The following is a 13,688-nucleotide window of genomic DNA, read 5'->3' on the forward strand; positions in this document are numbered from 1 at the left end:
CCGGACACCGCCCTCACCGCGGTGTCCGGCCGGGGAGGCGGCGCCTCGCGGTCGTCCGGAACGCGGGACATTGCGCCCCGGACGACCGCGAGGCCCGCGAGCGCGAGGGCCGCATCCGGCCCGCCGCACCCGCCGCCGCTCCCGCGCAGCCCTCGGCTCCCGCCCCGGTGCACCCCGCCCCGGAGGGATCGTTCTCGTCCCGCCGCGACCGCCGCGAAGCGGAGGGGCACCGGCTCCGCACCGCGCCCGCCCGCCGCGGGGCATCCTTCTTCCGCCCGTCCCCGCGCACGCTGGCGCTCGCCGTCTCCGGCGGGCTCGTCGTCGTGGCCGTCGCGTCGAGCCTGAGCCTCACCGTCGGCACCGGCTCCTCGGCCGAGTCGGCCACCGCGACGCCCTCCGCTGCTCCGACCTCGACCAGCGTCGCCGTGCTCCCCGCGACCACCGCCTCCGCCCGGGTCGTCCTCAGCTCCGTCTCCACCACCTCCGGCACCGTCGCCGGCGGCACGAGCGTGACGCTCGAGGGATCGAACCTGGACTCGGTCGCCACCGTCCGCTTCGGCGAGGCCGAGGGCAGCGTCGCGGTCGACAACCCCGACCAGATCACGGTCACCGCCCCTCCGGCCGACGGAGAGGCAGCGGGCGAGGTCCCGGTCGCCTTCTTCGACGCCGACGGTCAGGCCATCACGTTCGACGCGGTCACCGACTCCGCCGCGGCGGTCACCGTCGACGGGACCCCGGCCGACGCAGTGCAGCCGGCCGTCGACACGTCGGGCGCCGCGGAGGGCACGACGGCCGAGGCCTCGACCGACCTCGCCGCCCCGACCGCGACCGCCACTCCCGGCCCCGCCGCGACCGGCGTGCTCGCCAGCACGAAGGTCGTCGCCTCGGCGATCACCTTCGCCTACACGCCCGACCCGGCGATCGAGGCCGCGAAGGCCCAGGCCGCACTGGACGCGAGCCGCCTGGCCTCGCAGCTCGACTACCTCTCCACCTACTGGAACGACTACAACTCGGCCCAGTACGGCGTGATCTCGGGCAACGACTGCGTCAACTTCACCTCGCAGTCGCTGATCGCCCGCGGCTGGGAGATGGACGGCGAATGGAGCTACTCCTCCTCCGGCGGGTACAGCTCCGCCTGGGCGTCGTCGACAGCGTTCAACGCCTACCTCGCCGCGCACCCCGAGCGCGCGACCGCGATCCCCGACTCCGAGCGGAGCCGGGTGAAGCCGGGCGACATCGTCCAGTTCGACTGGGACGGCTCGGGCGACTGGGACCACACGGGCGTCGTGACCAGCCTCGACGGCGACAGGATCCTCTACTCCTCGCACACCGCCGACAACCACGACCAGAGCATCGACGCGGCCTCCGCCGGCCGGATCATGTTCTGGGGCGTCTGACGCTCGACGCACCCGCTCCACGCACGACGACGGGGCCGCCACCGCTGATGCGGTGACGGCCCCGTCGAGGTTCCGGTCAGATCACTTCTTGAAGACGTCCTTGACGTCCTCGCCGACCTTCTTGGTGTGGGCCTTGGTCTGGTCGGCCTGGCCCTCGGCCTCGAGGCGCTCGTTGTCCGTCAGCTTGCCGACGGCCTCCTTGGCCTTGCCGACCAGGTTCTCGGCTGCGTTGCGGATCTTGTCGTCTGCACCCATGAGGGGCTCCTTCTGTTCGGTGTGACCATCCGCCGGCGGGTGCCGGGGAAGCTGCGGGACCGGAGTCAGGCGACCCGGTCCTCCTTGGAGAAGCCGGCCCGGGCGCTCGAGGCGACCTCGAGCAGGACCGGCAGGCGGGCGCCGAGCAGGGCGTCGAGCGCGTCGACCTCCTGGTGCACGGCGTCGACCACGGTGCGGGGCGAGACGCCGCCGCGGGGGAGGACGCGCACCTTCAGCGCGGTCTCGGAGCCGTGGCGGTAGGCCGCGACCGTGACGTCGAGGAGCTCCGTCCGCCCGGCGAGAGCCGTCTCGAGGACGTCCTCCGCGAAGCCGGTCGCGATCTCGATCCCTCCGGCGGGCGCGCCCTCGGCCTCGTCGCGGAGGACGGTGCCGGTGCGGCCGTGACCGTGGGCGAAGGCCATCACCAGCGCGAGGACGATGCCGAGGAGGCAGATTCCGACGACGGCGTAGAGCGGCCAGAGGACGGCGGCATCGCTCCAGGCGGTGCCCTCCTCGGGGGAGAGGCGCGAGACCAGGGCCGCGCCCTCGCCGTCGGCGAAGGAGAGGACGGAGTCGCGGACCGGCTGCGAGACGGCGATCAGGACGGCTCCGGCGCTGACCAGCGCGAGCACGAGGCCCACGACGAGCAGGACGAGCCGGTTGACGAAGCGGTTGCTCGTGGTCATCAGATCCTCCCGGAGGTCGAGACGCGGACGGTGGAGCGCGGGGCGGGCTTCGCGCCGATGCGGGCGAGCTCCTCGTCGACGGCGCTCTGCACGGCGTCGCGGTCGACCGCGATGCCGGAGGCGGGGGTCACCTCGACCAGTGCGGTGCGCCGCCCGAGCGAGGCGCGGGTGTCCTCGCGGCGGGAGTGGGCGGCCGTGCGGGCTGCCCGGGCCAGGGAGGAGGCGATCACGCCGTCGTCCACGACCACGGCGAGGCGGTCGTCGTCCACGGTGTGGCGGGCCCGGGCCCCGGGCGCCAGTGCGAGCACCAGCAGGACCAGGGCGAGGACGCCCGCGCCGACGGCCACGCCGATGAGGGCGGGGTTCGCCAGCGACGCGACTCCGACGATCGCGCCCAGCAGGGCGGACGGTGCGGCGAGCAGGGGCGCGGCGCCGAGGATCGCGAGCACCGCCTCCGTGCCGACGTAGGCCGCGACCAGGGCGATGAGCACCAGGACGACGATCTGCGCGGCGGAGCGGGACTTGTGGGTCTCGCGACGGAGGTAGCGGCTGTAGCGGGTGTCGGGCGCCGACGGTGCGGGGCTCATGCGACTCTCCTCGTGCTTCGGGTGCGGGTGCCCGTGACCCGGATGTCGATCCGGCTGACGGTGCGCCCGGTCAGCGCCTCCATGCGTGAGGCGATGCGGGTGCGGTCGCCGCGCAGGCGCTCGAGCAGGGAGCCGCCGGCCGGGGCGGTGCCCGGCTCGACGACGACCGGCGCGGTCACCGCGAGGGCGAGGCCGCCCCGGTCATCGGAGAGGCGGACGCGGATCGCGGAGACCTCCACGCCCAGCTCCTCGTGGACGATCGCCACGGCGGCGCGTTCGATGGAGCGGACGGTGATGGTGACGGTGCCCGCCACCGGCGATGCGGGACGCGTGTCGAGAGCGGTCACGGTGGGCTCCTAGCGGGAGGTGGTGCGGCCGCGGAACACGTCCACGAGGCTGCGCACGTCGAGGGTGCCGTCGGCGATGCGGGCGATCACGACGCCGAGGGCCATGAAGAGGGCGGTGAGGACGAAGCCCCAGAATCCGAACATCAGGGCCGCGAAGGCGAGGATCGCGCCGACCACGACACCGAGGACGGTGCTGCGGCCGCCGGGGGCGGTGGGCGCGGGGCGCTGGAAGTCGCTCATCGGACGCGGCTCTCGGTGGCCTCGTCGTCCTTGTCGTCGCCGGGGATGTGCACGTCGACGACGGCGACGTTGATCTCGGCGACGGCCATGCCGACGAGCTCGGTGATGGCCTCGGAGACGGCGGCGCGGACGGAGTCGGCGACCTTCTGCATCGGCACGGGGTACTCGACGACGATGGTCACGTCGGCCGCGACCTGGGTCTCGCCGACCTCGACGCTCACGCCCTGGGCGTGGTCGGCGCCGCCGACGGCCTGGCGGATCGCGCCGAAGGCACGGGCGGCGTTGTTGCCGAGGGCGAAGACGCCGGGCACCTGGCGGGCCACGATGCCGGCGACCTTGGCCACGACGCTGTCGTCGATGACCGTGGTGCCCTGGGCGGTGCCGGAGGTCCGCGAGCCGCCGAGGCTCGTGACCGTGTCGACGGAGGTCTTGTCGACGCGGGTGGTGGAGGGGGTGCGCGTGGTGTCGCTCATGAGGTCTCCTGGACGTCTCATCGGCTGCCGTTGCTGAGCAGACCGGGGTCGAAGGCCCGGCGGGAATCCGGTCGGGCTGTGCTTTCATGAGTGAGACGGAGCCCGGACGGCGTTCGTCACGGTGCTCGGCGGACTTTTTCCTGAGCGTCACCTGAGAGGCGGCCCGAGGCCGCGTGAGCGGAGAGGGAGGAGGCGCCGTGCCCGGACTGGAAGCGGCGAGCGACGCGCTGCTCGCCGAGCGCTCCGCCGAGGGCGACGTGCGCGCCTTCGAGGTGCTCGTCAAGCGGCACCAGTCGATCCTCCGCGCCTACGCCTGGCGCCTCACCGGCTCGCAGGCCGACGCCTCCGACGCCGTGCAGAACGCGCTGATCACGGTCTGGGCGCAGCTCCCGCAGCTCAAGGAGCCGGCGAGCGTGCGCAGCTGGATGATGCGGATCGTCAGCCGCTCCAGCGTCGACCTGCTGCGCCAGCGCCGCCCGACCGACGACGTCGACGCCGTGGAGCATCCCCCGGCCCGAGAGCCCGGCCCGTTCGAGGCCGCCGAGCAGAGCGACGCCATGCGGGCTCTCGCGCACGCCCTGTCCGAGCTGCCGGAGTCGCAGCGTCAGTGCTGGGTGCTGCGCGAGGTCGGCGGGGAGTCGTACAACGAGATCGCCGATCACCTCGGTCTCACGGTGACCGCCGTGCGGGGCAAGCTCGCCCGCGCGCGCGAGTCGCTGGTCGTGGCGATGGAGGACTGGCGATGAGGGAGCAGACGCGATGAACGCGGACCAGGGTCCCGGCGACGGGCCGGAGCGCGCGGGGGAGCACGACGTCGTGCTGCCGCCCGCGCTCGAGCAGGAGGCGGACGCGACGGAGCAGGAGGGCGACGGCATCGGCATCGACGAGCTGAGCGACTACCTCGACCGCGGGCGCACGCCGTACGACCCCGCCATCGAGGAGTCGCCGGAGCACCGGCGCACTCTGCGCGCCCTCGAGCGCGTGCGCGCCCTCTCCGGCGCGCTCATCGACGACGACGCCGCACGCCTGCCCGCGCCGGAGGAGAGCTGGTTCGGCTCGATCCTCACCCAGGTGCGCCGCGAGTCGCGGGCCGGACGCGACATCCCACTGGCGAGCGTCCAGCCCGACGTGGCGCTCACGATCACCGAGGGAGCGGTCCGCGGACTCGTGCGCGAGGCGGGCGACAGCGTCGCCGGCGTGCTGGTCGGCCGCTGCCGCCTGGTCGGCGACATCGCCGAGCCGGGCGCGGAGGTCGTGGTGGAGCTGACGATCTCGGTCTTCTGGGGGGTGCCGATCGCCGAGGCGGCCCAGCAGGTGCGCGAGCGCGTGCACTCGCGGCTGCTGACCCAGACCGAGCTGCGGGTGTCGAGGATCGACGTCCGCGTGGAGGACGTCTACGTCCCCGGGACGGAGGAGTCGTGAGCGGCCTCGAGGCGGCGGCCCCGGTCGATCCGGTGTCCGCGCTCGCTGCGGAGTTGCGCGCCCTCGACGGTGTCGCGACCCTGATGCCGGCCAGGCCCGAGGTGCGCGACGTGCTCGCGCACGCGGCGACGGCGCTGAGCGCGACCGGGATCGTGGTCGAGCCGCTGGGCACCGCGAGCGGCGGCACGTTCGCCGATCCGGTCCTGGTCCGCGTCGCGGGGGACGAGGTGTCCGTGGCCGTCGACCTCTGCGTGACCGCGGAGGCGTCCGCGCCGGACGTGGCGCGCGCGATCGGAGCCGCGGTGCGCGAGTGGTGCGTCCGGGTGCATCCGGAGCTGCGGCCGCGGGTGACCGTGCGGGTCGCCGCGATCGACTAGCCGGATCCGCTAGCGGGCGCGGCTGTCCGCCGGGCGGGACGCCCCGCCGCGAGGAGCGGAGCCGGGCCGGGCGCTCTCGTGCTTCTTCGGAGTGCACCGTGCCGACCGGAGCGACGGTGCTGCAGGGCGCCCGAGGCCTGTATCCGCGCCGTCTCCCCCTGAGGAGCTCCCGCTCAGGCGCGCTCGGCGAGGAACGCGTCCGTCTCGGCCGCCGTCGGCGCGGACACCGCCGCTCCGGCGCGTGTGACCGAGATCGCCGCGGCCGCGCTCGCCCAGCGGGTGAGGGCGACCAGCTGCTCCGGATCGTCGAGCCGTGCTCCCGTGGCGGCGAGCCGGGCCGAGAAGGCGCCGCAGAAGGTGTCGCCGGCGCCGGTGGTGTCCACAGCCTCCACCCGGAAGGCCGGGGTGCGCACCGGCTCGCGGTCGCGGACCGCCACGACGACGCCGTCGGAGCCGAGGGTGACCAGCACGAGCGGCACCAGCGCGGTGAGGGCAGCGGCGAGCGCGTCGTCGTCGGCGGCGGTGATGCCGCGATCGGCGGCGAGCTCGCGGGCCTCGTGCTCGTTGACGATCAGCACGTCGAGCACCGCGAGGAGCTCCTCCGGCAGCGGGCCGATCGGGGCGGCGTTCAGGATCGACACCGTGCCGCCGGCGCGCGCGGCGCGGGCCGCCTCCGTCACCGTCGCTGTCGGGATCTCGAGCTGGAGGAGCAGGGCGTCGGCCGCCGCCACCAGGGCCGACTCCTCTCCGGTCAATCCGACCAGGGCGGCGTTCGCTCCGGAGTCGACGACGATCGCGTTCTCCCCGCGCTCGTCCACGGTGATCTGCGCGGTGCCGGTGCGGACGTCGCCGCGGCGGGCACGCAGCTCCAGCGGCTCCTCGCCGAGGACCGCGGCGAGCCGGTCTCCCGCCGAGTCGCGTCCGAGGCTCGTGACGAAGACGGTGCCGGGCTCGGTCCGTGCGGCCGCGACGGCCTGGTTGAGGCCCTTGCCGCCCGGGAAGGTGCTCGCGTCGAGGGCGAGCACCGTCTCTCCGGGAGCGGGGATGCGGGCGACCCGGTGGACGTGGTCGAGGTTGGCGCTTCCGAGCACGAGGAGGGGCATGCCCTCGACGTTAGAGCACGCGCAAGGGGGTCCGCCGCGGGCTCGGCCGCACCTACGGTGGAGGCATGGAAACTCGAATCCTCGGACGCACCGGCGCCCCCGTCTCCGTCGTCGGCCTCGGAACCTGGCAGCTCGGTGCCGACTGGGGGGACGTCGCCGAGACCGACGCCCTCGCCGTGCTCGACGCAGCGGTGGAGTCGGGGGTGACCCTCTTCGACACCGCCGACGTCTACGGCGACGGCCGCAGCGAGCGGACGATCGGCGCCTACCGCGCGGCGCACCCCGACGCGCAGGTCTTCGTCGCCACCAAGATGGGCCGTCGCGCGGAGCAGATCCCCGCCAACTACGTGCTCGACAACTTCCGCGCCTGGACCGACCGCTCGCGCGCCAACCTCGGCGTCGACACCCTCGATCTGGTGCAGCTGCACTGCCCGCCCACCTCCGTCTACTCCGACGACGCCGTCTACGACGCCCTCGACACCCTCGTCGCCGAGGGCGCGATCGCCGCCTACGGCGTCTCGGTCGAGCGCACGGAGGAGGCGCTGACTGCCATCGCCCGCCCGAACGTCGCGAGCGTCCAGGTCATCCTGAACGCGTTCCGCCTCAAGCCGCTCGACGAGGTGCTGCCCGCCGCCCGCGAGGCCGGCGTCGGCATCCTCGCGCGCGTCCCGCTCGCCTCGGGCCTGCTCAGCGGCCGCTACACGACCGAGACCGTGTTCGCGCCGGAGGACCACCGCAGCTACAACCGCGACGGCTCCGCCTTCGACGTCGGCGAGACCTTCTCGGGCGTCGACTTCGCGACCGGCGTGGAGGCCGCGCAGGAGTTCTCCCGCCTCGCCGACGACCACGGCCTCGCCCCCGCGGCGGCCGCGCTCGCCTGGATCATCCAGCAGGAGGGCGTCACCTCGGTGATCCCCGGCGCCCGCTCGCCCGAGCAGGCCCGCGCCAACGCGGCCGCCGCCTCCGCCGCCCCCCTCGGCCCCGCCTTCATGGAGGCCGTGAACGCCCTCTACGACACCCACTTCCGCCCCACCGTCCACCCGCGCTGGTAGCCGGCCCTTTCCTCACCGCCGCTGAGTCGCCCGAGAAGGCTCGTTCTCCTGGGCGGGAACGAGCCTTCTCGGGCGACTGAGCGCAGCGCCTAGGAGTTCAGCGCCGCGTCCACGATCGTGCGCGCCTCGGCCTGGACCTCGTGCAGGTGGTCGAGGCCGCGGAAGCTCTCGGCGTAGATTTTGTAGACGTCCTCGGTGCCGGAGGGGCGCGCGGCGAACCAGGCGTCCTCGGTGACGACCTTGACGCCTCCGACGGCCGCGCCGTTGCCGGGCGCCTTCGAGAGCTTCGCGGTGATCTCGGACCCGGCGAGGGTCGTCGCCGCGATCGCGTCGCCGTCCAGCTTGCCGAGGGCCGCCTTCTGCGCCTTCGTCGCCACCGCGTCCACGCGCTCGTAGACCGGGTCGCCGAAGCGCTCGGTCAGCTCGCGGTAGAGCGCCGACGGGCTCTTCCCGGTGACCGCCACGATCTCGGAGGCGAGCAGCGCGAGGAGGATGCCGTCCTTGTCGGTGGTCCAGACGGTGCCGTCGAAGCGGAGGAACGAGGCGCCCGCGGACTCCTCGCCGCCGAAGCCGACCGAGCCGTCGACCAGCCCGGGGACGAACCACTTGAAGCCCACCGGGACCTCCCAGAGGCGCCGGCCCAGCGACTCCGCGACCCGGTCGATGATCGAGGAGGAGACCAGCGTCTTGCCGATCGCCGCGTCCTCGCGCCAGCCGGTGCGGTGGCGGTAGAGGTAGTCGATCGCGACGGCCAGGTAGTGATTGGGGTTCATCAGCCCGCCGTCGGGGGTGACGATGCCGTGCCGGTCCGCGTCGGCGTCGTTGCCGGTGAGGATGTCGAAGTCGCCGGCGCGCGCGACCACCGAGGCCATCGCGCTGGGGGAGGACGGGTCCATCCGGATCTTGCCGTCCCAGTCGAGGGTCATGAAGCCCCAGGCCGGGTCGACCTCCCCGTTCACCACGGTCAGGTCGAGGCCGTGCATCTCGGCGATCAGCTGCCAGTAGTGCACGGAGGCGCCGCCGAGGGGGTCGGCCCCGATCCGCACGCCGGCCTTCCGGATCGCGTCGAGGTCGATGATGTTCGCCAGGTCCGCGACGTAGTGCGTGCGGTAGTCGTAGGTCTCGACCGCGGAGGGCTCGGCCGAGGTCACGCCGCGGTTGCCGTCGGCGATGAGCTCGTTGGCCCGGTCGGCGATCCAGGTCGTCGCGTCGGAGTCGGCGGGGCCGCCGTGCGGCGGGTTGTACTTGAAGCCGCCGTCGCGGGGCGGGTTGTGCGAGGGGGTCACCACGATGCCGTCGGCCCGGTCGGTGTGAGCGGGGTCGTTGTTGTAGCGGAGGATCGCGTGGCTGAGCGCCGGCGTCGGCACGAAGTCGTCGAACTCGTCCACGAGCACGCGGACCTGGTTGCCCACCAGGACCTCGAGGGCGGTGGTGAGGGCCGGGCGGGAGAGCCCGTGCGTGTCGGCGCCGATGAACAGCGGGCCGGTGATGCCCTGCTCCGTCCGGTACTCGACGATCGCCTGGGTGACGGCGGCGATGTGGTCCTCGTTGAAGGCCGTGTCGAACGAGGATCCGCGGTGGCCCGAGGTGCCGAACACCACCTTCTGAGCCGGGTCGGAGACGTCCGGCTTCTTCTCGTAGTACGCCCTCACGAGGGCCTCGACGTCGATGAGATCGGAGGCCTGTGCCGGCTTCCCTGCGCGATCGGTCATGCGGTCCATAGTGGCAGTCCGGCCCCCTCCAGGGGTACCGCGGCTGGCTAGGCTTGCGCCATGCCCGACAGCGCCCCCGAGACCCGTGCCTACAGCTATCTCGGGCCCAGCGGCACGTTCACGGAGGCGGCCCTCGCGCAGGTCCCGGAGGCGCGCGGACAGCTGTGGCGCAGCGTCGCGAACGTGGGGGAGGCGCTGAGCGATCTGGTCACCGGCCGCAGCGACGGCGCGGTGATCGCGATCGAGAACTCGGTCGAGGGCGGAGTGACGGCCGCGCAGGACGCACTGGCGCGGATCCCGGGGCTGCGCATCGTCGGCGAGTACCTGGTGCCGGTGTCGTTCATCCTGGTCGGCCGCCCGGGGACGAGCCTCGAGGAGGTGCGCACCGTCGCCGCGCACCCCGTCGCCTACGGGCAGTGCCGGGTGTGGCTCGACCGCGAGATCCCCAGCCACGAGCACCTGCCGGCCTCCAGCAACGTCCAGGCCACCGTCGACCTGCTGGGCGGATCTCCCGCGGACGCGGCCATCGCCCCTCCCGGGATCGTCGCCCACCACGACGTCGCGGTGCTGGCGGAGGGGATCGGCGACAATCCGAACGCCGTCACGCGCTTCGTGCACGTCTCGCGCTCGCACGCGCTGCCCGAGCCGACCGGCGCCGACAAGACCAGCGTGATCGCCGAGCTCCCGGCCGACCAGCCGGGCGCCCTGCTCGACATGCTCGAGCAGTTCGCGACCCGCGGGGTGAACCTGAGCATGATCCAGTCGCGGCCGATCGGCGATGCCCTCGGCCGGTACCGGTTCGTCATCGACCTCGACGGGCACGTCCAGGACGAGCGGGTCGCCGACGCGCTGATGGGGCTGCGGCGCTTCAGCCCGAAGGTGATCTTCCTCGGCTCGTATCCGCGCGCTGACCGCCGCCCTGTCACCTCCGTGCGACGCTACGACGACGAGGTGTTCCTCGAGGCCCGCGACTGGCTGCGCGGGATCCTCTCCCACGAGCCGGTGGTCGACGATGACCGGGGACGACGATGACGGGTCGCGACGATGACTGACGACGACGACGAACGGGTCGACCCGCGCTACGACCCGGCCTTCCAGCGCGGGTTCTCGGGACCGGTGGAGCGTCTGAGGGGCGACGAGCGGGCGTTCGCCAGGCCCGGCACGGGTGCCGCCCCCGGCGCTCCCGCCGCCACGTCCGGAGCCGCCGCTCGTCCCGCGCTCCCGGAGTCGCGCGTGGTCCGCCCCGGCTCCTCGTCCGTGCCGGGACCGCGCCGCATCATGGCCCTGCCCGACATCGCCGGAGCCGCCGAGGGCCGGCGGTCGCACCGCCTCGGCGCCGAGACCGCGCCCGCACCCCTGCCGGAGCCGGCCGCCGACCCCGCTCCCGCGGCTCCCGCCGAGCCCGTGCGCGAGGCGCCCCTGCTGCGGAACCCGTGGCTCCTCGTGCTCCTGCTCGCCGGCCTCGCGGGGACCCTGATCGGCCTCGCGCTCCTCTACACCGGCTACTCCTCGCCGCCTCCGCCCTACTACGGCGACTCCGACGTGCCCTCGCCCGCGTGGATCCAGCGGCAGCTCCTCTACTACTCCTGCATCCCCCTGCTGGGCTGCCTGCCGGCGTCGCTGCTGCTGGCGGTCGGAGTGGCCGCGCTGCGGTGGCGCGGCGTCGTCGTGCGGCCCCGCGCCGAGGAGCCGCGCGAGTCCGCGCAGCTCCTCGAGGCCGAGGCTCAGACTCCGGACGCGCCGAAGAGCAGGCCGAGGAGGTAGGTCACCAGGGCCGCGCCGTAGCCGATCCCGAGCTGGCGCAGCGCCCGGGCCAGCGGCGGGGCGCCTGAGAGCAGCCCGACGACCGCGCCGGTGGCGAGCAGGGCGATGCCCACGAGCACGCAGGCGACGACCACCGCGGCGAGCCCCGTCAGGCCGAGCAGGTAGGGCAGCACCGGGATGATCGCGCCCGAGGCGAAGAAGCAGAAGCTCGACAGCGCCGCGCCCATGCCCGTGCCGATCGACTCGTGCTCGTCGACGTCGGGGTCTCCTGCGGGACCGCCCAGCGTGATGGGGGAGGTGACGGCGCCGCCGCGCAGGCCCGTGAAGACGGAGGCGGCACGCGCGTCGGCCTGCTCCTGGGTCATCCCGCGAGCGCGGTAGACCAGGGCGAGCTCGTTCGCGTCGACGTCCAGATCGGGGACGATGCGGTTCGCGTCGAGGTCCGGGCTGGAGGCCGAGAGCAGCTCGCGCTGCGAGCGCACCGAGACGAACTCGCCCGCGCCCATCGAGAGGGCGCCGGCGAGCAGGCCCGCGATGCCCGTGAACAGGACGACGCCCGTCCCGACTCCGCTCGCCCCCACTCCGAGCACGAGGGCGAGGTTCGAGACCAGGCCGTCGTTCGCTCCGAAGACCGCCGCGCGGAACGTCCCGGAGAGGCGGTTGCGACCGCGCTCGGCGAGCCCGCGGACGACCTCGCCGTGGATCCGCTCGTCGGCGGCCATCGCCTCGGTGGCGTCGTCGTCGTCGGCGTAGGGGGAGCGGGCCTCGGCGCGCTGGATCAGGGCGAGGACGAACACGGAGCCGAAGCGGCGGGTGAGGAAGCCGAGGAAGCGCGTGCGGAGGTCCGGGCGGGGCGCGGGCTCCGCCGCGGAGCCGAGCAGCTCGCGCCAGTGCTCCTCGTGGCGTCCCTCGGCCACGGCGAGCGCGAGCAGGATCTCCCGCTCCTCGCCGGAGCGGCGGCCGGCGAGGTCGCGGTACACGGAGGCCTCGGCGAGCTCGTCGGCGAGGTAGCGGCGCCAGCGGCGCACCTGTGCGGGACTGGGGGTGGGGGCGGTGGTCGCCATGCGATCTCCTGGCTCAGGTCCGCCGACCCGCGCGAGAGGACCGGTCAGGACGTGCGTCGACTGACCGAAGGTCTCGTTCGCCCCGGCCGGAGCCGGGGTGGAGCGCCGGGCCCGGATCGTCCCGGACCAGCATGTCGACGCGCCTCGTCGTCCGCTCGGCGGACGGTGGGAACTACTCCCCTTCGCGGGGACCACCGTAGCCGAGATCGGAGGAGAACGCCCGGCCGATCCGCGGGCCGTCGGGCGGACGTCCGCCCGGCCCGGAGCCGGAGCGTCGCCGAGGACGCTCGCGCCGGGTCAGAGCGAGGCGGTCGCCCGGGCGGCGCGGCGGGCCTGGCGCTCGTGCTCGGCGTCCAGGAGCGTGCGCGTGGCGGGGACCGCCAGGAACTCGACCAGGGTGTCCGTCTCCTCGACGATGCGCTCGGCGCGGTCGAGCGGGTCGGTGCGCAGGAGGCGGCGGGCGGCGGACGCGACGTGCGCCGGCTTCGCCGCCAGGGCGCGCAGGCGCTCCTCGACGCGGCCGGCGAGGTCGGCGCGCGGCACGACCTCGGTCACGAGCTGCCACTCCAGCGCCTCGGCCGCGCGGACCGGGCGGCCGGACAGCACGAAGTCCAGCGCGCGGCGGCGGCCGACGACGCGGGGGAGCGCGGCGGTGACTCCGACGTCCGGGACGAGCCCGACGTCGCCGTACGCGCTGAGGAAGAGGGCGGCGGGAGTCGCGATCACGATGTCGGCGGCCAGAGCGAAGGCGATGCCGGCGCCGGCGACCATGCCGTCGATCGCGCAGACGACGACGGCGCGGCTGTCCTCGAGCAGGCGGATCACCTGGGCGGTCGTGGTCGCGACGTCGCGCAGGTAGTGGTCCGGGTTCTCGGACCCCATGATCGCCGAGATGTCGCCGCCCGTGCAGAACGCGCGGCCGGCCGCGGCGATCACGATGACGGAGCAGCCGGCGTCGGCGTCGAGGTCGGCGACGGTGCTCAGCAGCAGTCGCGCGGTGCCGAGATCGATCGCGTTGAGGGCGTCGGGGCGGTTGAGGGTGATCCGGGCGACGGAGCCGTCGCGCTCGAGGACGACGCCGGGGGTCGCGTCGATAAGGGGGGTGGCGTGCATGGAAGAGCCTTCAGGGGAGCAGGGGTGTCGAACGCGGGGGGACGTTCTCGGGGGATGACTCAGATTCGCAGCCGTCCGCGCGATCGGATGCCTCCT

Annotated in this window: 17 protein-coding genes; 7 read left to right on the forward strand and 10 right to left on the reverse strand. The window is 74.1% G+C overall.

Annotation, left to right across the window (positions count from 1 at the left end; all coding sequences use genetic code 11):
* A partial coding sequence (locus C5C30_RS15475; RefSeq protein WP_104334044.1) for an amidase domain-containing protein occupies window positions 1–1,397 on the forward strand: 1,397 nt, incomplete at its 5' end.
* A gap of 81 nt (window positions 1,398–1,478) precedes the next feature.
* On the opposite strand, the gene C5C30_RS15480 is transcribed toward C5C30_RS15475, so the two are convergent.
* The 6 genes from C5C30_RS15480 to C5C30_RS15505 all read right to left on the reverse strand — a co-directional run bounded on the left by C5C30_RS15480 (window position 1,479) and on the right by C5C30_RS15505 (window position 3,985).
* A complete protein-coding gene (locus tag C5C30_RS15480) occupies window positions 1,479–1,652 on the reverse strand; it encodes a CsbD family protein (protein ID WP_104226788.1) in 174 nt (57 codons plus the stop codon).
* 65 nt (window positions 1,653–1,717) lie between these two features.
* Window positions 1,718–2,338: a hypothetical protein gene (locus C5C30_RS15485; RefSeq protein ID WP_104224951.1), complete on the reverse strand. Its 621-nt coding sequence runs from the start codon at window positions 2,336–2,338 to the stop codon at window positions 1,718–1,720.
* A complete protein-coding gene (locus C5C30_RS15490; RefSeq protein WP_104226787.1) occupies window positions 2,338–2,925 on the reverse strand; it encodes a DUF6286 domain-containing protein in 588 nt (195 codons plus the stop codon). Before C5C30_RS15490 ends, C5C30_RS15485 begins: the two co-directional genes overlap by 1 nt.
* The gene (locus C5C30_RS15495; RefSeq protein ID WP_104226786.1) at window positions 2,922–3,272 is read right to left on the reverse strand and encodes a hypothetical protein; all 351 of its coding nucleotides are present in this window, start codon (window positions 3,270–3,272) and stop codon (window positions 2,922–2,924) included. The genes C5C30_RS15490 and C5C30_RS15495 overlap by 4 nt, the downstream gene beginning before the upstream one ends.
* A gap of 9 nt (window positions 3,273–3,281) precedes the next feature.
* Window positions 3,282–3,512, reverse strand: coding sequence for a DUF2273 domain-containing protein (locus tag C5C30_RS15500; RefSeq protein WP_104224954.1), 231 nt, complete (start codon window positions 3,510–3,512; stop codon window positions 3,282–3,284).
* Entirely contained in the window at window positions 3,509–3,985 is a 477-nt protein-coding gene (locus C5C30_RS15505; RefSeq protein WP_104334045.1) for an Asp23/Gls24 family envelope stress response protein, read from the reverse strand. The genes C5C30_RS15500 and C5C30_RS15505 overlap by 4 nt, the downstream gene beginning before the upstream one ends.
* 197 nt (window positions 3,986–4,182) lie before the next feature.
* Here C5C30_RS15505 and C5C30_RS15510 point away from each other — a divergent pair, with 197 nt between their 5' ends.
* From C5C30_RS15510 to C5C30_RS15520, 3 genes are read left to right on the forward strand one after another with little or no spacing between them, the layout of a single operon-like run.
* The gene (locus C5C30_RS15510) at window positions 4,183–4,731 is read left to right on the forward strand and encodes an RNA polymerase sigma factor (RefSeq protein ID WP_104224956.1); all 549 of its coding nucleotides are present in this window, start codon (window positions 4,183–4,185) and stop codon (window positions 4,729–4,731) included.
* A gap of 13 nt (window positions 4,732–4,744) precedes the next feature.
* Window positions 4,745–5,407 (forward strand): Asp23/Gls24 family envelope stress response protein, encoded by a 663-nt coding sequence (locus tag C5C30_RS15515; RefSeq protein WP_104233947.1) that lies wholly within the window; start codon window positions 4,745–4,747, stop codon window positions 5,405–5,407.
* Window positions 5,404–5,784 carry a hypothetical protein gene (locus C5C30_RS15520; protein ID WP_104224958.1) on the forward strand — a complete coding sequence of 127 codons (381 nt, stop codon included), beginning with the start codon at window positions 5,404–5,406 and terminating at the stop codon, window positions 5,782–5,784. Before C5C30_RS15515 ends, C5C30_RS15520 begins: the two co-directional genes overlap by 4 nt.
* Before the next feature lie 173 nt (window positions 5,785–5,957).
* Here the strand turns inward: C5C30_RS15520 and C5C30_RS15525 are convergent, their stop codons facing one another.
* The gene (locus tag C5C30_RS15525; RefSeq protein WP_104334046.1) at window positions 5,958–6,887 is read right to left on the reverse strand and encodes a ribokinase; all 930 of its coding nucleotides are present in this window, start codon (window positions 6,885–6,887) and stop codon (window positions 5,958–5,960) included.
* Window positions 6,888–6,952: 65 nt separating this feature from the next.
* Between C5C30_RS15525 and C5C30_RS15530 the strand changes: the two genes are divergently transcribed.
* On the forward strand, window positions 6,953–7,939 hold the full coding sequence (locus C5C30_RS15530) for an aldo/keto reductase (RefSeq protein WP_104334047.1): 987 nt from the start codon (window positions 6,953–6,955) through the stop codon (window positions 7,937–7,939).
* A gap of 89 nt (window positions 7,940–8,028) precedes the next feature.
* On the opposite strand, the gene pgm is transcribed toward C5C30_RS15530, so the two are convergent.
* Window positions 8,029–9,651, reverse strand: coding sequence for a phosphoglucomutase (alpha-D-glucose-1,6-bisphosphate-dependent) (gene pgm, locus C5C30_RS15535; RefSeq protein ID WP_104226793.1), 1,623 nt, complete (start codon window positions 9,649–9,651; stop codon window positions 8,029–8,031).
* Window positions 9,652–9,711: 60 nt separating this feature from the next.
* On the opposite strand from pgm, the gene pheA reads away from it, so the two are divergent.
* Window positions 9,712–10,683 carry a prephenate dehydratase gene (gene pheA, locus C5C30_RS15540; RefSeq protein WP_104334048.1) on the forward strand — a complete coding sequence of 324 codons (972 nt, stop codon included), beginning with the start codon at window positions 9,712–9,714 and terminating at the stop codon, window positions 10,681–10,683.
* Window positions 10,684–10,695: 12 nt separating this feature from the next.
* On the forward strand, window positions 10,696–11,415 hold the full coding sequence (locus C5C30_RS15545) for a hypothetical protein (protein ID WP_104334049.1): 720 nt from the start codon (window positions 10,696–10,698) through the stop codon (window positions 11,413–11,415).
* On the opposite strand, the gene C5C30_RS15550 is transcribed toward C5C30_RS15545, so the two are convergent.
* The gene (locus tag C5C30_RS15550) at window positions 11,376–12,479 is read right to left on the reverse strand and encodes a VIT1/CCC1 family protein (RefSeq protein ID WP_104224963.1); all 1,104 of its coding nucleotides are present in this window, start codon (window positions 12,477–12,479) and stop codon (window positions 11,376–11,378) included. The genes C5C30_RS15545 and C5C30_RS15550 overlap by 40 nt on opposite strands.
* A 297-nt stretch (window positions 12,480–12,776) precedes the next feature.
* A complete protein-coding gene (locus tag C5C30_RS15555) occupies window positions 12,777–13,592 on the reverse strand; it encodes an enoyl-CoA hydratase/isomerase family protein (RefSeq protein WP_104334050.1) in 816 nt (271 codons plus the stop codon).
* Window positions 13,593–13,688 lie beyond the last annotated feature (96 nt).

It is taken from the genome of Rathayibacter sp. AY2B5 (assembly GCF_002931645.1).
Lineage (GTDB): Bacteria > Actinomycetota > Actinomycetes > Actinomycetales > Microbacteriaceae > Rathayibacter.